Origin of the sequence: Paenibacillus sp. B1-35 (assembly GCF_050474385.1) — a bacterium.
Taxonomy (GTDB): Bacteria; Bacillota; Bacilli; order Paenibacillales; family Paenibacillaceae; genus Paenibacillus_B; species Paenibacillus_B alvei.
In genome coordinates this window covers 249126-268532 of the sequence record NZ_JBCHVJ010000004.1, presented here as the reverse complement: position 1 = coordinate 268532, position 19407 = coordinate 249126, and the positions used below count along the sequence as shown (strand labels likewise).

Here is a 19407-nt window from a genome sequence, read left to right as displayed (position 1 = left end):
TTCGTTCCCCGTGATAGAGCGATTGGGCTGAACTATTTTTTGAAATGCAGAGCTGCGTTCATTTTGGGTCATAATAAACGCATCCGTATGTAAGTGTGCCCGAGAGGCGGAGATGGCCTTCAAAATGGATGGTACGTAAAGCGTGTGAATCGATTATGGGCCAAACGAAAAGTGAATAATTGGCTATACCGCGTTTAACCGCGGTATAGCCTTTTTTGCGCATTCGGTAATGAAATGGGGTGACTTCCTTCGTTAGCAGTGACGAGATGAAGCAAAAGTAGTCAAACAAATTTCATGATGGTGGTTAGTCTGAAGGGTCTACCCTATTCCTGTATAGGCGACCAAAGTGCAGTTACATTAGAAGGCTCCCAGCCGTCCAAGGAAGTATGCGGTTGCATACATGCATAGATTACACCGCTATATGAGACAAGATCGCCTACCTTGTATGGTTTGCCTATCTGCCATGGCTCTGTATTCCCCTCCGGTTTTGGAAGTTTAGCTGTTACCGATTGACTGTCGGGGGAGACATTGCCTTGTCCGGCGATGATCCTGACTGTAAAGGTATACGTATTGCCGGGACTAAGATCTTTTACCGTGTAATTGGTTTGACTGCTGGTTCCGATTTTTTGCTGCTGTTGATAGATTTCGTATGTAAGGCCTTGAATTCCTGTGTTCGGATCGCTCCAGCTCAGGTTCACCGAATTATACGTGACTGCCGTTACAGCCAACTGCTCAGGCGCCTTCAGTACAATCGGTTCTGGGTTTTCAGGGGCTTGACCAAGAATAGAGGAACGATTGCCTGATACAACTAATGCAAATGACTGTGGGCCTTGCGGAACATTGTGTCCTTTGATGGTTACGGTATATTCACCCGTAGTTGGAGTTGAAAGATATACATTTTCCACGTTGTTGATATCATCGTTGTTGGTACAACTTGTGCTAGCCGTATTTTGTACGAAGCAGTTGCCTTTGTAGAGTTCGCCAGTCGGTGCTTTTACTTCAAGATCGAGATCATTAACTAATTGCTTGCCAGCTTGAACGGCACCTTGGTAATCGCTCCAGACAAGAGATATCTTGAGAGGCTTGTCAGCTTCAGCCTTGACACGGTAGGAGATAGAATCGTTTGTTTTTAAACCTGTAGTATTGTCGATGAAGTCATTGGTTCTTCCCTCAGTGGGGGTAAGTGAATTCACGAGGTTAACCTGTCCCCATCCTGTCTCTCTGCTCATCCATCCATATCCTACATCTTCAGCTCCATTAATGAGCGTAGCCTTGATAAGCGCGGAGGAAGGGGTTATGTGTTTGTTTTCTGTATAGAACTCGCGAACGATGGCTGCCGATCCCGCGACTGCCGGAGTTGCCATAGAGGTGCCTGACATGGTGGTGTAATATTGATTCGGGTTAGCAGGAGTGGATGAAGCCGATGAACGAACGGATATAATGTTGGAGCCTGTGACGACAACATCAGGCTTGACCCGCCCGTCCAAGGTGTAGCCTTTACTTGAGCCCACCGCAATTTGATTCGGATTTGACTTTTGAAGATTGCCGACAGTGATGGTATTCTTGGCGTTACCGGGTGCATTGACGGTTTTGTAGCCGCCCCGGCCGTCGTTGCCGGCGGCGAATAATACAGTGAAGTTCTTGTCGTTGAACGTAAATTCGTCAACGCGTGAAGAATTGGCGCTATAGGTGTAGTTGAAGCGGGAACCCCAGGAGTTGGTGTGGATGGCTGAACCCTGCTGCTTTGCGGCGCTAAACAGATTGCGTACATCGCCTGTGCAAATGGAGTCGCCGCCGCAGCCGAGCGCTTGGAAGAATAGCTTGGCGCCATAGGCAACGCCTTTATATTTCCCATTGGACATTGCTCCTGTACCGAGCACGGTGCCCGCTACATGCGTGCCATGTCCGTTCGTATCTGCCCATGTTCCGCTTGCGATAGGAACCGGCGCTGTGTGAAGCTGACCTTCGAAATCCTTATGGAGTGTGCTTAGATTACCGGAATCCAAGCCGCTGTCGGCCACGGTAACCACTTGACCTTTTCCGGTCAATCCATTGCTCCATACGCCATTCGACGTGGCGGCCCCAACTTGATTAGTAACGAAGTCGTTGAAGATCTCATCGGCAGGCTTAGATTCGACGAAGGTGACATCGGGTTGATGAAGAACAAGCGGGAGTGATTCATTGCTTACTACAGCTTCAATATAGCCTTCTTGTACATCGGTAACGGGGATGGCTTGCTGCTGAAGTGAGCGGGCAACTTCTGCCTCACTGCCCCTGAATACCGAGATGACATAGTTGCTTGTTGGAATGTCTTCTGATGTGGAGAGATTGCCGTTCTTCCACTCTGGCTGAAAGAGGGTAATTCTGTAAATCTGATCGTTTGTGGCGAGGATGGCGGCTTGTTGCGAGTTCATGCGTACGAGATAAGCATAGTCAGGGAGATAATCTCCGAGTTCCGCTCCTGCCTGTTGCAAGAGCTGTTTGGAGGAATCTGTGATGACGTCGTTGAATTGAACAACGTACAATTGGCGTTGCGTGCTTTCTTCATCAAATTGCAGTCCGTATTGTTCATTTTCATTTTGGAGATTGATGGTACCCGATCGCAAGTGGAGCAGCTTCTCGGTTGAGTTGTTCGCGGATCCTTCATAGGCGGACACCGCTGGTGACATCAGGCTGATTGCCATTGCAATCGACATGATCAGAGAAAGCACTTTTTTGTTGTTTTTGTTCGCCAAATATTATTCCCCCTAGGTATAAAAAGTATAGTCTAGTCTGACAATGCTAGCATTTTTAACGAATAAGCTCACCTCCAAAATGATAGATTTACATGTTTTCCCCAATTTGTAAAATCAATCATAATAACTGGGCAAAAATGTAATGAACCCATTTTATAATAGTTTTACTGTGATTACCAGATAATATTTTTTGTGATTATGGCGTGTTGGATTAACAATTACGAGTTATGAGTAATCGTTATAGCGGAGATAGATTTGGTTGCTAACTGATATATTTTTTGTGAATTTTTGATATATTATAGGGCCAGTAGAAGCAAAATTTCTTGTTTCTACTGTTTTTTTATTATATTATATAGGTAAAAAATACCACCAAGTTGTTGCTTGAATATTCAGACAGTGATTATGAAATTTAGGTCTTTCTTTCATTTTTTTTTTTTTTTTTTTTTGATTGATTAATCAATCGGATTGAATCAGAAGGAAGGTGTATACCAAGGGATTGACTCATTCTCTTCAGTGCGAAACCGGTTTCGAAAATCGAAGGAGGCACATACGATGCAATTGTTACCCCGTGAGATCGATAAACTTCTCATCGTTGTTGCGGCGGATCTCGCCAAGCGCAGACGGGAAAGGGGGCTTAAATTAAACTATCCTGAATCTGTTGCGCTGATTACTTATGAAGTTATTGAAGGGGCACGGGACGGGAAAACAGTTGCGGAGCTTATGGAATATGGGGCCGCGATTTTGTCCCGCGACGATGTGATGGACGGGATTCCCGAAATGATCGACGATATCCAGGTTGAAGCCACCTTTCCAGACGGCACGAAATTGGTAACTGTACACCATCCGATACGATAAATGAACTGCGACGGGAGAGAGTCTAATGATACCTGGACAAATCTTTTTGCAGAAGGAAAAAATTATATGCAACGCCGGCAAAACCGTCTTGAGATGTACTGTTAAAAATACCGGCGACCGTCCTGTACAGGTCGGGTCGCATTTTCATTTCTATGAAGTTAATGAAGCTCTCATTTTTGATCGTAATAGTGGGTTTGGGAAGCGTCTGAATATTCCTGCAGGCGCCGCGGTACGTTTTGAGCCCGGGGATGAAAAAGAAGTAGAACTGATTGATTACTCAGGGGAGCGCCGCGTGTATGGATTTAATAACAAGACGGATGGATCTGTGGGAGGCGGAAGCCAATCATGAGTTTTATAATGTCCAGAAATCAATATTCACAAATGTACGGACCGACAACGGGAGACTCGATTCGCTTGGCGGACACGGATATCTTTATCCAGATTGAAAAGGACTTTGCCTCCTATGGCGATGAGGTTGTTTTTGGCGGAGGAAAAGTAATCCGTGACGGTATGGGTCAGCATCCGCTTGCGACTCGCGGCGACGATATTCCGGATGTCGTGATTACGAATGCAATCATTTTGGATTATACCGGCATATATAAGGCGGATATTGGAATCCGTGACGGCAGGATAGCTGGGATCGGCAAAGCGGGCAACCCTTTGATCATGGATCATGTGGATATCGTCATTGGCGCGGCGACGGAAATTATTGCAGGGGAGGGCAGGATCGTCACCGCCGGCGGCATTGATACGCATGTGCATTTTATTAATCCAGGCCAGGTCGAGACGGCGCTATCTTCAGGTCTGACCACATTAATTGGCGGCGGAACAGGTCCGGCTGCGGGCTCTAAGGCAACCACAGTAACTCCTGGGGAATGGAATATACACCGCATGTTGCAGGCGGCGGAGGGGCTGCCGATTAACGTCGGGTTTACTGGGAAAGGACAAGCTGCGGCAGAAGAACCGCTTGCCGAGCAGGTACGGGCCGGAGCGATTGGGCTGAAGGTGCATGAGGACTGGGGAGCGACCGCCTCGGCGCTGGATCATGCGTTACGCGTAGCCGACAAGTTCGACGTGCAGGTTGCGGTTCATGCCGACACTTTGAATGAAGGCGGCTTCATGGAGAATACCATGGCGGCGATCAAAGGCAGGGTGATCCATATGTATCATACGGAAGGGGCAGGAGGAGGACATGCTCCTGACCTGATTAAGTCCGCCAGTTATATGAATGTGCTGCCTTCGTCCACGAATCCGACGCTGCCGTATACCATTAATACGATCGACGAGCATTTGGATATGTTGATGGTGTGCCACCACCTGAATCCGTCGATACCAGAGGATCTTGCTTTTGCGGATTCTCGCATCCGACGCGAAACGATTGCTGCCGAAGACATTCTCCAGGATATGGGCGTTTTTAGTATGATCAGTTCAGACGCGCAGGCGATGGGCCGCATCGGTGAAGTTATTTTACGAACATGGCAGACTGCCGACAAAATGAAAAAACAGCGGGGCTCGCTTCCGGGTGACCGTGAGCTTTCAGATAATAACCGCGCTAAACGATATGTAGCTAAATATACGATCAACCCGGCCATTACGCACGGGATTTCTGAGTATGTCGGGTCGGTTGAAGTTGGGAAAGTCGCCGACCTTGTCATTTGGTCTCCAGCATTTTTCGGTGTGAAGCCTGAAATGATCATCAAAAACGGGATGGTAGCCCATAGCTTGATGGGGGATGCGAACGCATCCATTCCAACGCCGCAGCCGGTCATTTACCGTCCAATGTACGGGCAATACGGGAAGGCGCGTTCCCAAAGCTCCATCACTTTCATTTCGCAGTCCGCTTTTGACAACAAAGTCCACGAACAGTTAGGGCTCGAAAAAATCGTTTTGCCTGTGCATGGTATCCGGACATTAACGAAAAAAGATATGAAGTTGAATTTTGAAACACCTGAGATCACGGTTGATCCGCAAACGTATGAGGTTCGGGTCAATGGAGAACTCATGACCTGCGAACCGGTAGATAAAGTGCCGATGGGACAGCGTTATTTCTTATTTTGAGGTGAAGCCGATGATTATCGAAAAGGTAATTGCAAATATCGAACAAATGGACAAGGAAGAAATCGGGAACCGACATATTGAGAAAGTATATTTGGAAAGCAGCGATCTCGTCAAACGGATTCAGCGCGCAACAACCGACCATGGGAATGAAATCGGGATTCGTCTTTCAGAGCAGCGCGATTTGGTGGCCGGCGACGTGTTATACATGGACGACAAGAACATGATTATTGTGGATGTCCACTCCGATGATTTACTTGCAATTCGTCCGCGCAGCCTGCAAGAAATGGGCTATATCGCGCATCAATTAGGCAACCGGCATTTGCCTGCTCAATTCGAAGGAGACGAAATGCTTGTTCAATACGACTATCTTGTAGAAGAATTACTGGTACAGTTGCATATTCCCTATGTAAGGGAAAACCGGAAAGTGAAGCAGGCGTTTCGTCATATTGGCCACAGTCATGGATAAGCAAGCTCTGGCTCTATTTCAGCTTTGCGATTCCAACTTTCCTACCGGAGCTTTCAGCCATTCTTACGGACTAGAAACGTATATTCAGGAAGATCGGGTTAGGGATCAGGACACATTTGCCGAATGGCTCGATACCTATATTCATGAACAGCTTGTTTACTCGGACGGGCTTGCGTCCCGCCTTGTCTTTAACGCGCTGCAGTCTGGGGATATGGACACCATATGGAAACTGGATCGGATGCTGTTTGTGCAAAATCTGCCCCGCGAGACAAGGGAAGGTACGCAAAAGATGGGAGACCGGATGTTAAACCTCGTGCAATCTTTGTATGAGTCGTCTGTCTTCTCCATCTATAGGGAGCGCATCCGTGTTAAGCTGAGTTTTGGACATCCGGCCATCGTGTTTACGATGGTCGGGCACCATCTCGGCGTTTCCGGAACGGCCACCCTTTTATATTATCTATATTCAGTCGTCGCCAGCTTGGTCCAAAACGCGGTGCGCGCAATTCCGTTAGGTCAAACGGCAGGACAGAAGGTACTGCAGCAATGTCAGGATGGATTGATTCAAGCGGTAGAACAAATCGTCCGATTGGATGAGGAGGATTTTGGCGTCGTATCACCCGGTCTGGAATTATCGCAAATGAAACATGAGCGCGTCAATATTCGGATTTTCATGTCTTAGTGAAAATTTCATAACAGAAGGAAGCGTGTGAATTATGGGGCCTATTAAAATCGGAATCGGTGGGCCGGTCGGAGCAGGCAAAACACTGCTCGTTGAAAAATTAACCCGTCATCTCGAAGGGGAAATCAGCATGGCTGTCATTACAAATGATATTTATACAAAAGAAGACGCCAAATTTTTAATGGAAAACGGCGTTCTGCCCGCGGATCGGATTATCGGCGTCGAAACCGGGGGATGCCCGCACACAGCCATCCGCGAAGACGCTTCGATGAATTTTGCGGCCATCGACGAGCTGATTGGGCGCCATCCGGATGTCGAGCTTATTTTTGTGGAAAGCGGCGGAGATAATCTCGCGGCCACTTTCAGTCCTGAACTGGTTGACTTTTCGATTTATATCATCGACGTAGCGCAAGGGGAGAAAATTCCGCGCAAGGGCGGACAAGGCATGATTAAATCGGATCTGTTCATTATCAACAAAACCGATCTGGCGCCTTATGTCGGGGCAAGCCTGGAAGTGATGGAATCGGATACGAAGGTTTTCCGTGGGAATAAACCGTTTGTGTTCACCAATTTGAAGGATAACAAAGGATTGGATCAAGTCATCCACTGGATCAAAAGAAATGCGTTCTTGAAGGATCTAGAATAAATGGAGGAGTGGACGGGGGTTCTTCGGCTAAATGCTGAGGAGAGAAGCGGTAAAACCGTCGCCAGAGACGTGTATTTCCACGGCGCGTTTAAAGTGATGCGGCCAATTTATCACGATGATTCGGGGCAGGCGTGTTACTATATATTGAATCCGGGCGGAGGTTATCTGGACGGGGATCGTTATCTGATGCAGGTTTCATTGGAGGAAGGTGCCCGGCTCACTTTGACGACGCAAGCGGCGACCAAAATCTATAAAACGCCGAAGAAACCCGCCTATCAAGAAGTTGAAATCAGGTTGAAGAAGGGCAGCTATCTCGAATATATTACCGATCCGATCATCGGGTATGAACATGCGCGGTATAAGCAAAAAACGGTCATTTGGATGGAAAAGGGAGCTAATCTGCTATATTCCGAAATCGTCACCTCCGGATGGTCCCCCGATGGGCGGCAATTCAGTTATGACCTGCTGCAATTCATGAACGAAATTTATTTGGATGGCGTATTAGCGGTTCATGACCATATCAAATTGAATCCTGCGGCGCACCGTATGACTTCCCTTGGATTTATGGAAGGGTATTCGCATCTCGGGTCGATGATGATGATCTCGGAACAGGTCGATCAGGATTTCTTGGATCGGCTTTACCTTGAGATCGATGGGAAATATGAGGATTGCCGAATCGGCTTATCCTTGCTTCCGGTGTCCGGGCTGATGGCGCGTGTACTAGCAAACTCGACTCAAACGATAGAGGCAATTTTTGCGTGTTGCCACCGGTTTATAAATCAGTCAATTTTCAATACGACCCCAAGCTTCCTCAGAAAATACTAAATTAAATCCCCATTTTAAGATGGCATATATATGAGACAATCAATTACCTGATAAGCCAAGAACCTTGGTTTATCAGGTTTTTTTCTACAAAAAACAACTGACTCTATCAGATAGTGCGTTGATTGTATAGATATCTTAAAGGATAGGCCGTAAGAAATCTGTTCTTTTTCTATATGTCATTGTAAATAAATGAAGCAATCTTCATGGGGCAATCTCCTGCCCATCCAAAATTAACCTGTTTAATTCTAGAAAATTAAGTGTATAATTTCATTTGCTATAAAAAATTGTAAATAGAAAAGTGGGTTTGCTTAAAAAGAAAGGAAGTTAACATTTCTAGTTAACTAGATGAATACGGGCAGTTCCTTTTTCTGTGGAGGATACATGAAAATCTTAAAAAAACTCCTGTTCACAGCTTCTCTGATTTTAAACGTAGTTTTAGGTGGACTCTATTTTCAGAATATAAAAATAGACAGGGAAGTAACCCTAGCATATGAAAGAGCTCGGGATGGTATTCAAGTTATATATGAGAATAACGTAGATAAGGTAGCAAATTGGAATGAACATGAGAGAACAGAATGGAAGGATCCCAATCTTAAGTATATTCTGAATCGATTATATGATACGCAAATTCAATTATCATTAATTAAGCGTGATTTAGAGAAGCATGATATTAATATAGAGCCAGTACTTAACTCGAATGCGGATATAATATTGGAGTTTAATAAAATGCACGGTTCTAATACAGTTGATAAGAATATGATTAATATCATTAAAAAGAAACTTCAAAATATATTAGATCATTTGCCTAAACAATTTAGTCTATCTGAGTTAAAGGTAGGATTAGAAGGGCTGTCAAGCTATTAGGCTGTATTACTTATGCAGCTTGAAAATATCCGTGCCATAAAGGAAACGTGATATCTGAGATAGATTTGGCTTATTGCAAAGACGCTGCACGGGCAGTGTCTTTTTTGTTGGTTTAGCGGTACCTGTGCGGAGGTGGCGTCCTTCTTTTCAACTGCTGCGGCAATCGTGATATGATATAGGCAAGCAATGGAGGATAGGCACGGAAGCATTATTGGGGGTTAGCTATTAATTATGAACACAAGTAAGCTGTACATGACCATTTATGAAGATATTAAGGGCAAGATTGCTTCGGGTGAATATGCATCGGGAACAAAGCTACCTTCGGAGCATGAATTTTGCGTCATCTATGACACGAGCCGGGGAACAATTCGTAATGCGCTCGATCTGCTTGTCGAGGAAGGGCTTGTCAATCGCCAGCCTGGCAAGGGCGTATATGTGCTTGACAATAATGCCATCACGTTCTCGTTCGGCGGTTTGGTCAGCTTCAAGGAAGCAAGCGAAAGCAGCGGGCAGAAATTCTTGACGACCGTACCTTATTTTGAGGAAATAACGATTACGAACAAGCTGCATGAGCGGACTAAGCTGCCATTGGGCGAAACGGCATATTGTCTGCATCGGGTGCGTGAGCTCGGCGGAGAGCGCATTATTTTGGATATCAATTATTTTTTGAAGGAAAAGGTGGAGGGCCTTACGAAGGAAATCGCCGAGCGCTCCATATACGACTATATCGAGCAGCAATTAGGGCACAAAATAGGATTTGCCCAGCGCGTGATTCAGGTGGAGCCTGCAACGGCAAAGGATCGGGAACACTTGATTATGAAATCATATGGCTTCGTCGTCGTGGTAAAAAACTATGTTTATATGCACGACGGTTCGTTGTTTGAGTATACCGAATCACGTCATCATCCTGAACGATTCGTATTTACTGACTTTGCGCGGAGACGCTAACAAGGTTCTAAGCGAGATCGAACTCCGATACAAATGATAAAACGGATAGATTTTAAGAATTTTAAATTAGACGTAACCTAACTATAAGAAACAGCGGCAGTCTTGGATGAGAAAAAGAAGTCCTAGATCGACCGCTGTTTTTTTACCACTAATTACAAGCCAACTTGTCTATACAAGTGTTTACAAACCTGTCTATACAAGTTATAATGGTCTCAACAAACAACATGGAAGCGATTCCATTAGGGAGGTACATCGATATGGCAGTTGATCAACGTTCGGTTGAGCAGATTTTAGAGGCCATTGGTGGGAAAGATAATATTTCTGCGGTTACGCATTGCGTAACGCGACTCCGCTTTGCATTGAACGACGAGAGTATTGTTGATCAGCAAGCATTGGAGAAGAATGAGCTTGTCAAAGGATCATTTGCGACGAACGGGCAGTTCCAAGTCATTATCGGCCCAGGACTCGTACAGAAGGTATACGAGAAGTTGCTTCAAATTAGCGGCGGGGAACGGGCTTCCACACAGGACATTAAAAATGTGGCCGCTAAAAAACTAAATCCACTGCAGCGTGCTGTGAAGGCGCTTGCAGATATCTTCATTCCGATTTTGCCGGCCATTATTACAGCAGGTCTATTGATGGGGATCAACAATATATTGACCGGCAAGGGCATTTTCTTCGCGGATCAAGCCTTCATTGACGTATATGCCCAGTGGAAGGGCTTCGCGGAGATGATCAACCTGATCGCCAATACCGCCTTCGTCTTCCTGCCGGGGCTGATCGGCTGGTCGGCTGTTAAGAAGTTCGGCGGCAGTGAGCTGCTTGGGATTGTGCTTGGCTTGATGCTTATTCACCCAGATTTGCTGAATGCTTGGGCATATGGAGATGCAATCGCGAAGGGTACGGTTCCGCACTGGAACTTGTTCGGTTTTGAATTCGAAAAAATTGGTTATCAAGGGCAAGTGCTTCCAGTACTTGTATCCGCTTTCTGCTTGGCAAAGATCGAGGGCTTTCTAAACAAGCGCGTTCCGGATGGCTTCAAGCTGTTGTTGGTCGCTCCGACTACGCTGCTTCTTACAGGGTTTTTGTCCTTCATCGTGATCGGGCCGTTGACCTTCACAATCGGCAATGCCATCACATCGGCCTTCGTTGGAATTTTTGAGCACGCGGCTGTGTTGGGTGGACTTATTTACGGCGGCTTGTATGCGCTGCTTGTCGTAACAGGTATGCATCATACATTTCTGGCTGTCGACCTGCAGCTCATTGCAAGCACGGGCAGCACGTTCCTGTGGCCGATTCTCGCCTTGTCCAACATTGCGCAGGGCTCGGCGGCGCTTGCGATGGTGTTCGTCTCCAAGGATGAGAAGCTGAAAGGAATGTCCGTGACCTCAGCAATATCTGCTTACTTAGGCATTACCGAGCCGGCGATGTTCGGGGTGAATCTGCGGCTGCGGTATCCATTCATTTCAGCGATGATCGGTTCCGCTTTGGGAGCAGTCGTCATCACAGCATTTAAGGTAAAGGCAGTGTCCATCGGCGTCGGTGGATTGCCGGGCTTCCTGTCGATCTTCCCACAGCAGTGGGTTCCATTCTTCCTCGGCATGGCAGTGGCGTTAATTGTGCCGTTCGTCATTACGCTTATTATCGGGAAGACGAAGCGTCAGGCATAATTGGGGCATTAATAACAATACACAGAGCGATTCTATATCGTACAAAAAATAAGAATTACATGGTGGTGCAAGACAATGATACAACAATTGGAGCAGGAGTGGTGGAAAAAATCCGTCATCTATCAGATTTATCCGAAGAGCTTCAACGACACGAATGGTGACGGAATCGGGGATTTGCAGGGCATTATCGACAAGCTGGACTACTTGAAGGAGCTCGGAATTGATGTCATTTGGTTAACGCCGATTTACGAGTCTCCTCAGAAGGACAATGGGTATGATATTAGCGATTACTATAGCATCCAGCCGGAATATGGCACGATGGATACGTTCGAGAAACTGCTGCACGAAGCGCACAATAAAGATATCCGCATCATTATGGACATCGTCGTTAACCACACCTCGACGGAGCATGCCTGGTTCAAGGAGGCTGCAAGCAGCACGGACAGTCCGATCCGCAACTACTATATTTGGAAGGACGGCGTGAACGGGGGGGAACCGAACAACTGGCAATCCAAATTTGGCGGCAGCGCCTGGGCGTATGACGAGACAACGGAGCAGTATTATTTGCACTTATATGACGTTTCCCAGGCTGATTTGAATTGGGAGAATCCGGAGCTGCGGGATAAAGTGTACGACATGATGCACTATTGGCTGAACAAGGGCGTCGACGGATTCCGATTGGACGTCATTAATGTGATATCCAAGGATCAGGGCTTTCCGAATGATACGCTGGCAACAGCAACGGCCGATGGACGTAAATATTACACTGACGGTCCGCGCATTCATGAGTTCCTGAAGGAAATAAATGCTCGCGTATTCTCGCAATATCCGCATATGCTGACGGTTGGCGAAATGTCGTCGACGACGATGGATAACTGCATTAAGTATACGCGCCCAGATGAGCATGAGCTGAGTATGGTGTTCAATTTCCACCATCTGAAGGTCGATTATCCGAATGGGGAGAAATGGGTCAAGGCTGAATTCGACTTCCTTCAGCTTAAGCGGATCATGAGCGAATGGCAGGTCGGCATGAATAAAGGCGGCGGCTGGAACGCCTTGTTCTGGTGCAACCACGATCAGCCGCGGGTAGTATCTCGCTTTGGTGATGATGGCGCCTATCGCGTACAATCGGCAAAAATGCTCGCCACGACGCTGCACTTGATGCAGGGCACACCGTACGTGTACCAAGGGGAAGAGTTGGGCATGACGAATCCTCATTTTTCACGTATTAGCGAGTATCGGGACATCGAATCAATCAATGCACATTGCCTGCTACAGAAGCAGGGCGTTCCTGAAGCGGACATAATGGCCGCACTGCAACAGAAGTCGCGCGACAATTCGCGCACGCCAATGCAGTGGGATGCTTCGGAGCATGGGGGCTTCACGACGGGCATCCCTTGGATCGGCTCGGCTCCGAATTATCGAGACATTAATGCCGAAGCAGCGCTGCGCGATTCGGATTCCGTCTTCCATCATTATCGCGAATTGATTGCACTGCGCAAGCAGCACGACATTATTGTACATGGCGACTACCGTCTGCTGCTGGAGGACGATCCGCGCATATTTGCTTACATGCGCACATACAGATCAGAGCGATTGCTCGTTATCAGCAACTTCTACAGCGAAGAGGCGGAGTTTGCGCTTCCAAGAGAAGCGACTACAAGCGGCGAAGCACACATCCTTATCAGCAATTATAAGGATACACCGAGCATGTTCCAACAGCTTACGCTCCGCCCTTATGAATCTGTAGCCTTTCTTATCGAAACCCATGATTAGATAAAATAACTGCAATGCTTGGCGTATATTTCTGCCGAGCATTGTTTTTTTTGAGTTCGAAAGTGGAAAAAAAGAAGACAGCTTCATCTGACGTCTTCTAGTTAAGACATAATCTTGTCAGTCGGCTGTCTGCTTTCCTGGTTAAATTAAGTTGTTAACGTCTAGTTAATTAATAGCCTCTATATCCCGATTGAGGAGTAGTATTTACATTGGAGACGGACTGTTGCATAGCGCCTACCTGTGGATACGTATGAGTCACATACCCTGTTGCATAACTGGTTGGTGCCGTATGTGTCTGATGAGCAAGGTTGATAATTTGCTGCAATTGTTGTACAGCTGTTTGATGGCCTTGAAGCGCAGTTTGAATCACATGAGCCGCATGCTGTTCAATTTTAGAAAGCTCCTGTAAGCGCGCAGCGTTTTGTTGCTCTTGTTGCAGTAGCTGTTGGTATTTTTGCGTTGCCGCATTTGTTTGCTGAATCAATTGTTGCGCAAGCTGTTCGATTTGCATCGTCGTATTTGTATTTGTCATGGGGACTTGCTCCTTTTCATCCATAGTTTAGAATGTTCCATCCTCCTTATGTTGTCTAGCCATTATGTTATTTATGCACAATGGCACAATGAATTCAAATGCGGGGATATCTCTAAGTTATTAATTTTAAGCCTCCTTCATAAACCTTTGTAAGAACGACAAAGGAGGTCATACCGTTGAATCAATCAGCGCTGTTTGAGCATCGTTTCTGGCTGCAAATTTTAGGCGATCATGCGAGATTCATCTTCAATGCGCTTTCACCGAAAGAAACGTCAGATATACAGACTGCACAACAATTTATTCAAGCATTCGATCAGCTTCTTCAACAAGCTCGAGGACTGCAATCGGATACAGAGATCGGAACACTGAATCAACAAGCCTACACGCTAACAATCAACCTGCGGCAATTTAAGCTGAGCATACTTGAACGCCTAATCCTTGGTCGGGTTACAATTGCGTTCACTCCAACCTTCATCAATCACATGGTGAATGAACTTGAGGAATACTTGCGTATTTTAACCAACTTATTGGAAGGGAAGCCGGTTCCCCAATTTGATGCGCTGCACCACGATTTCCTTTGGCTGCCTGACGCAGCGGGTCATGCTGCATCCATTTCCAGTGATTTGGATTTTGTAGAAAAGCGGTTGATTCAGAAAAGTAAAGATTTTGAGGATCATTTTCAACAGTTTTATTTGAAGAGCATCGAAATGGCGGGATACATGCGGACACAACTTCGGGATTTCCCCGCCTTTCGCAGATTTCACACTGACATTGATATGGAGATGAATTTGTTTAGGGCTTTCTTGAAGGAACTGGAGGATTTAGAACTGTCGGCCGAGGTGCTTGATCGCATTTCCCCGCTCATACCAGATCATATGATGAGGGAAGAGTGTTATTATTTAATGAAGCTAGCTCAAATAGGCTTAGTACCCGATCCGGAATGCAATCCAGATCATCCGCGAATAGAAGAGAAGGTTTAATATGCCGCTGCAAAGCGGCTTTTACTTATTGGTGGCAAGTTTCAAATTTCATTAAGGTTAACGCAGTGATGACTTTCTTCAATTATCTTTGAGAGCGTCGTAAAAAAGACTCTCAATTACGAAACCATTTAGATTATCGACACGTCTAACTAAGAGACAAGACAATGAGGAGATGATTATATGAAAAAATGCATAGCCTTACTGATGGCTGTTACGTTAGCTTTTGGTGTTGGATCGAATGTATTAGCCAAGGAGTCTGCTCCTCCAGCCGACACAGAACAAGGAACTCTGGATGCGGCCAAGATGTATCGTGTTTCCCATGAGCTTATTGTTGATTTGAATAACGGACAGGCCGTACTTGACGGGAAGTCCTTGTCTCTTGATAAGCCGATCATGAAAAACGGGCGTGTCTTTGTACCTCTTCGCACATTGCGTGCGACAGAAGCCGTTAAAGTATTGAAGTTCGACGCGTCTTCACAGCAAGTCCAGGTCGTCATGAATAGTGAGCTTAAGCCACCACTTGAGCAGCTATTCTTTCGGATAGGCTCTGATAAGGTTTATATGGAGAATGGCTCTGCGCTGCCGGACGTAACCATTGCACAGCCATTCGTTGCCAAGGGTGTCACGTACATACCGATTCAAGCTTTGACCTACCTGGGCATTACCCCGGCTACAGCGAACCAGAAGGTATCGCTGAAGTGGAGCAATAAAATCATCGAACTTCTAAAGCCGAAGTGGGAAACAGATAAGGACAGCACAACCTTTACGATGCTTTATCAAAAGGATATGAACACGCCATCGATCGCGACCGCCTTGAGTGGAGGAGGCTGGTTAGGGGGCAATGATCATGCTAAGGTCTTGAAAAAGGACATTTTGCTTGATGGTCAAAAGTATAACCGAATCGAGTTTACCCTACCTCTTCGTCCCGGACCAAATGCGCTGAAAATTACAGCCGTTTCGGGTGGAGAACAGCTTATTTCGGTAATGCGGAAAGTTTCGAAGGAAGGCACCACCCCTGTCCGTCTGTCTGATGAGGGGAAAAAATACATCGCGTTCGATCAGTCTGCGTCCGGTTATCTCCGTATCCCGCAAGGAGGCTCAATCGATATTGCCGGTCGGGTTCTTGCTGGAAATGAGAAGCTTGGAGCGCTTAATTTTACCGTGCAGCAATATGATGACAAGCAAGCTATAAAATCTGATCCTTATAAGGATATCAAGGAAGGAAAAATGCCTATCCAAGAACAAGCCTTTAAAGGATCGGTGAAGCTTCAAAATAAAGGATACTATTTGATTACACTCTATAGCGCCGACAATGTTCCGGCATTTGATCGTGGTGCTTGGGCGGAAATCGTTGTTGAAGTGTATAAATGACAATAGAAAAACCCCTTGAATCCGTTTATAAAACCGATTCAAGGGGTTTCTGCTTATTATGCTTTTTCTTTTACGCCGATCCATATTTCACTGTACACCCGCTCGGGGTCGGACAAATTCCCACTAAAACAAATTTCGGGAACCTCGATCAATTCATAGGAGGATGAAGGCAGCCATTCGGAAGCGATTCTTGCCCATGTTTCTTGCAATGTATGGGGGTAGGGGCCTACCGAGTTAAAAATCACCCATGTACAGGCAGGCACCTCCACAACCTCAAAGCCTTCAAAATCAGCATCAAGCGTCGTAATCGATCCGATGAGATGATCCAGCTCCCCCTTTTCCTCATATCGATCCTCGCTGAAATGATAAGAAGCATTGACCACAGTGGTGACATCGGTGTTTCGATAGCTTTGCAGCCTTCTTCGCTGGTCCTCGGTTATCGATTGCGCCAGTTCCACAATTGCAGAATTTTCGCCCTCGAATACGATGGCCACACGACGCTTAATACCGACAAGCTTGAAGGCGTCTTTCTGTTCGATCCGGTAATTCATGTCGATTCCTCCTCGAATGGTGAGTTGGAAAGTCATGCGCGGGAATACTTTCAGATCTTGAACGCTTTTTACTTCCGAAGGAGCGATCCCAAGCCAATCTTTGAACGCTCTCGTGAATCCGTCTACTGAATGGTAACCGTACTTGATTGCGATATCTATCACTTTCATGTTATTTATGTGCAATTCCTGACAGGCTTGGGACAGTCTTCGGTTGCGGACATACGTGTTCAAAGAAATACCGGCTAGGTAGGAAAAGAGTCTTCGGAAGTGATACTCCGAGGTTCCTGCAAGCTGAGCCACCTTGGCGTAATCGATGTCCTGATCCAAATGCTCTTCAATATAGGCCAAAGCTTGATTCATATCCTTCAGCATATCCATGTCATGACCTCCTTTCCCTTTCATTGTATCGAGGTTGAATGATTGACATCCGACATTTCGCGTATGGAAACGGTCGGAATGGTAGTGAAGCAATTACATCTTCTACACTGACTGACGCAGATGTCTTTCTGCGAATGTTCATTGAAGATGGCTTGCTCCATAGCAGCAAGTACAGGCCGAATACAACCCTTGAATGCCGAATTTTATTATATAAATATTTAATTCTAAAATATAGCTGTCTACTTTAAATTAGATTTCCTTAACATTTGATGCTGCAAACAACATGGTTTGCGCTTCTTTACGTTAATAGGTTTAATAAAGCCGCAAAAGGTCGAAATATCTGCTTTGCCCCAATCGTCATCATCGTCTTCCATGAAATGCATAGTCAAAAATGGGCGGGGCATATTACGGATAGGTGATGAAAAATGTGGCAGGCGATTACGCCTTATATACCAAGTTGGCAAGCGTTCGCACAAGCGGCGATTGCAGGCATTGTGCCGTATATATTATCGAAGATTATGGCCGTCACGATGAAGGCGGAATCCGATCAGAGTCAACAGAAGCCTGAATCGGCTTATGAAGGCTTCATCGGCAATTTTGATGAGGATCTTGATATGCTCAAGGCAGATCTCGGACAGCTGGAAGATCTCAATGTACGTATGTTCCAGCTTGGCTATACAACGCAACGTGCTGCGCTTGTGTTCGTAGGAGGCATAAGCGACCGAGACTTCATTGATACCCATTTGCTGGAATCCTTAATGGGGAAATTACAGCCTCCTTCTCAAGGAGGAGCGGTTGCATCCCCGGATTATAAGTATACGAAGGAGTACTTGGTTGAGCATACTCTCCCTGTAGGCTCGATGAAGGAAAATCGTATTGTGAATGATTGCACGTACGACATATTAAAAGGGGATACAGCTCTGTTCATTGAAGGGCATCTCGGCGCAATCATGTTCAATACGCGGAAAGTGAAAGTTCGCGGCGTGGATGAGCCGCCATCCGAGGTACTCGTAAGGGGGCCGAGGCTAGGATTTAATGAATGTCTCGTTGACAATATGACGCTGCTTAGGCAGCAGGGTGGAAATAAAAAACTGACTTTCATTCATCGCCGCGTAGGGAAAAGGGTACAGCGAGAGATGGTTCTTGCTTACATCGAGGATATAGCGGAAAAGCAGCTTGTGACCGAGGTTTTGGATCGCATTAGCAAAATCGATATTGATGATCTACCTGATTCCAGCTATATTGAACAGCTTATTGAAGACAATTATTTGTCTCCCTTTCCGCAACTGCAAAGTACGGAACGGCTGGATCGAACGCTGTGTGCCTTGTTAGAGGGCAGGGTTGCGATATTTCTTGAAGGCAGCCCCTTTGCATCTATTGCCCCTGCGACGTTCACGATGCTGCTCCAATCGCCAGAGGACTATTATGAGCGCTGGATTGCAGGGACACTAGTTCGCTGTCTACGGTATTTTGCTGCTTTTGTATCGACTTTCGGCCCCTCCTTGTATATTTCCTTAATCTCGTTTCATCAAGGGCTGATTCCTACGAAGCTGGCATTGTCAATTGCGGGTACCCGAGTAGGTGTTCCGTTCCCCTCGATTATTGAGGTGCTCATTATGGAAGTGTCTCTAGAGATTTTGCGTGAAGCGGGGCTGCGCCTGCCGAAGCCGATTGGCCAAACGGTCGGTATTGTGGGCGGTCTTGTCATCGGGGATGCGGCAGTCAGGGCGGGCATTGTCAGCCCATTCATGGTCATCGTAGTTGCTGTAACCGCGATATCCTCTTTTGCCATTCCCCAATACAGTGCAGGCATTTCCTTGCGTATTTTGCGTTTTTTAGCGATATTTGCCGCATCCATACTCGGCTTGTATGGTGTCGTGTTGTTTTTCTTATTACTATGCAGTCACCTAGTTAAATTGAAGAGCTTCGGTGTACCATATATGAGTCCTGCTGTACCTTATCGGTTGTCAGATTGGAAGGATTTCATTTTGCGCGCACCGCTAAGGTTGATGAAGAAGCGTCCTAAGATGCTGGGGACACGTAATCCAACCCGGGAAGATTAAGCTGATAGAA

General features: G+C 46.3%; 17 protein-coding genes. 14 read left to right on the top strand and 3 right to left on the bottom strand.

Annotation, left to right across the window (positions count from 1 at the left end):
- Window positions 1–323: 323 nt before the first annotated feature.
- Window positions 324–2735: a S8 family serine peptidase gene (locus ACQ5BJ_RS15445; RefSeq protein WP_430111350.1), complete on the bottom strand. Its 2412-nt coding sequence runs from the start codon at window positions 2733–2735 to the stop codon at window positions 324–326.
- A 552-nt stretch (window positions 2736–3287) separates the two neighbouring features.
- Between ACQ5BJ_RS15445 and ACQ5BJ_RS15440 the strand changes: the two genes are divergently transcribed.
- From ACQ5BJ_RS15440 to treC, 11 genes are all read left to right on the top strand, one after another.
- Entirely contained in the window at window positions 3288–3590 is a 303-nt protein-coding gene (locus ACQ5BJ_RS15440) for an urease subunit gamma (RefSeq protein ID WP_430111347.1), read from the top strand.
- Window positions 3591–3615: 25 nt separating this feature from the next.
- Window positions 3616–3939, top strand: a complete 324-nt coding sequence (locus ACQ5BJ_RS15435) for an urease subunit beta (RefSeq protein WP_430111344.1) — start codon at window positions 3616–3618, stop codon at window positions 3937–3939.
- Window positions 3936–5648 carry an urease subunit alpha gene (gene ureC, locus ACQ5BJ_RS15430; RefSeq protein WP_005543434.1) on the top strand — a complete coding sequence of 571 codons (1713 nt, stop codon included), beginning with the start codon at window positions 3936–3938 and terminating at the stop codon, window positions 5646–5648. The genes ACQ5BJ_RS15435 and ureC overlap by 4 nt, the downstream gene beginning before the upstream one ends.
- A gap of 10 nt (window positions 5649–5658) precedes the next feature.
- A complete protein-coding gene (gene ureE / locus ACQ5BJ_RS15425; RefSeq protein ID WP_005543433.1) occupies window positions 5659–6114 on the top strand; it encodes an urease accessory protein UreE in 456 nt (151 codons plus the stop codon).
- A complete protein-coding gene (locus ACQ5BJ_RS15420; RefSeq protein ID WP_262866462.1) occupies window positions 6107–6793 on the top strand; it encodes an urease accessory protein UreF in 687 nt (228 codons plus the stop codon). The genes ureE and ACQ5BJ_RS15420 overlap by 8 nt, the downstream gene beginning before the upstream one ends.
- A gap of 34 nt (window positions 6794–6827) precedes the next feature.
- Window positions 6828–7439: an urease accessory protein UreG gene (gene ureG / locus ACQ5BJ_RS15415; RefSeq protein WP_289356933.1), complete on the top strand. Its 612-nt coding sequence runs from the start codon at window positions 6828–6830 to the stop codon at window positions 7437–7439.
- Window positions 7440–8264: an urease accessory protein UreD gene (locus tag ACQ5BJ_RS15410; protein ID WP_289356934.1), complete on the top strand. Its 825-nt coding sequence runs from the start codon at window positions 7440–7442 to the stop codon at window positions 8262–8264.
- Window positions 8265–8645: 381 nt separating this feature from the next.
- The gene (locus tag ACQ5BJ_RS15405) at window positions 8646–9128 is read left to right on the top strand and encodes a hypothetical protein (protein WP_197267444.1); all 483 of its coding nucleotides are present in this window, start codon (window positions 8646–8648) and stop codon (window positions 9126–9128) included.
- 231 nt (window positions 9129–9359) lie between these two features.
- Complete coding sequence (gene treR, locus ACQ5BJ_RS15400) at window positions 9360–10076, top strand: trehalose operon repressor (protein WP_005543424.1); 717 nt, start codon at window positions 9360–9362, stop codon at window positions 10074–10076.
- Window positions 10077–10333: 257 nt separating this feature from the next.
- Window positions 10334–11746: a PTS system trehalose-specific EIIBC component gene (gene treP / locus ACQ5BJ_RS15395; protein WP_268598873.1), complete on the top strand. Its 1413-nt coding sequence runs from the start codon at window positions 10334–10336 to the stop codon at window positions 11744–11746.
- A 75-nt stretch (window positions 11747–11821) separates the two neighbouring features.
- Window positions 11822–13522: an alpha,alpha-phosphotrehalase gene (treC, locus tag ACQ5BJ_RS15390; protein WP_430111337.1), complete on the top strand. Its 1701-nt coding sequence runs from the start codon at window positions 11822–11824 to the stop codon at window positions 13520–13522.
- A gap of 169 nt (window positions 13523–13691) precedes the next feature.
- Here treC and ACQ5BJ_RS15385 read toward each other — a convergent pair whose 3' ends face one another.
- Window positions 13692–14054, bottom strand: a complete 363-nt coding sequence (locus ACQ5BJ_RS15385) for a hypothetical protein (RefSeq protein ID WP_005543422.1) — start codon at window positions 14052–14054, stop codon at window positions 13692–13694.
- A 176-nt stretch (window positions 14055–14230) separates the two neighbouring features.
- Between ACQ5BJ_RS15385 and ACQ5BJ_RS15380 the strand changes: the two genes are divergently transcribed.
- Together ACQ5BJ_RS15380 and ACQ5BJ_RS15375 are read left to right on the top strand one after the other, a co-directional pair.
- Window positions 14231–15034 (top strand): DUF2935 domain-containing protein, encoded by an 804-nt coding sequence (locus ACQ5BJ_RS15380; RefSeq protein WP_005543421.1) that lies wholly within the window; start codon window positions 14231–14233, stop codon window positions 15032–15034.
- 180 nt (window positions 15035–15214) lie between these two features.
- Complete coding sequence (locus ACQ5BJ_RS15375; protein ID WP_430111334.1) at window positions 15215–16405, top strand: stalk domain-containing protein; 1191 nt, start codon at window positions 15215–15217, stop codon at window positions 16403–16405.
- Between the two features lie 56 nt (window positions 16406–16461).
- Here the strand turns inward: ACQ5BJ_RS15375 and ACQ5BJ_RS15370 are convergent, their stop codons facing one another.
- On the bottom strand, window positions 16462–17334 hold the full coding sequence (locus ACQ5BJ_RS15370) for an AraC family transcriptional regulator (RefSeq protein ID WP_430111331.1): 873 nt from the start codon (window positions 17332–17334) through the stop codon (window positions 16462–16464).
- A 425-nt stretch (window positions 17335–17759) separates the two neighbouring features.
- Here ACQ5BJ_RS15370 and ACQ5BJ_RS15365 point away from each other — a divergent pair, with 425 nt between their 5' ends.
- Entirely contained in the window at window positions 17760–19397 is a 1638-nt protein-coding gene (locus tag ACQ5BJ_RS15365; protein WP_289356937.1) for a spore germination protein, read from the top strand.
- The last annotated feature ends 10 nt before the right edge of the window (window positions 19398–19407 follow it).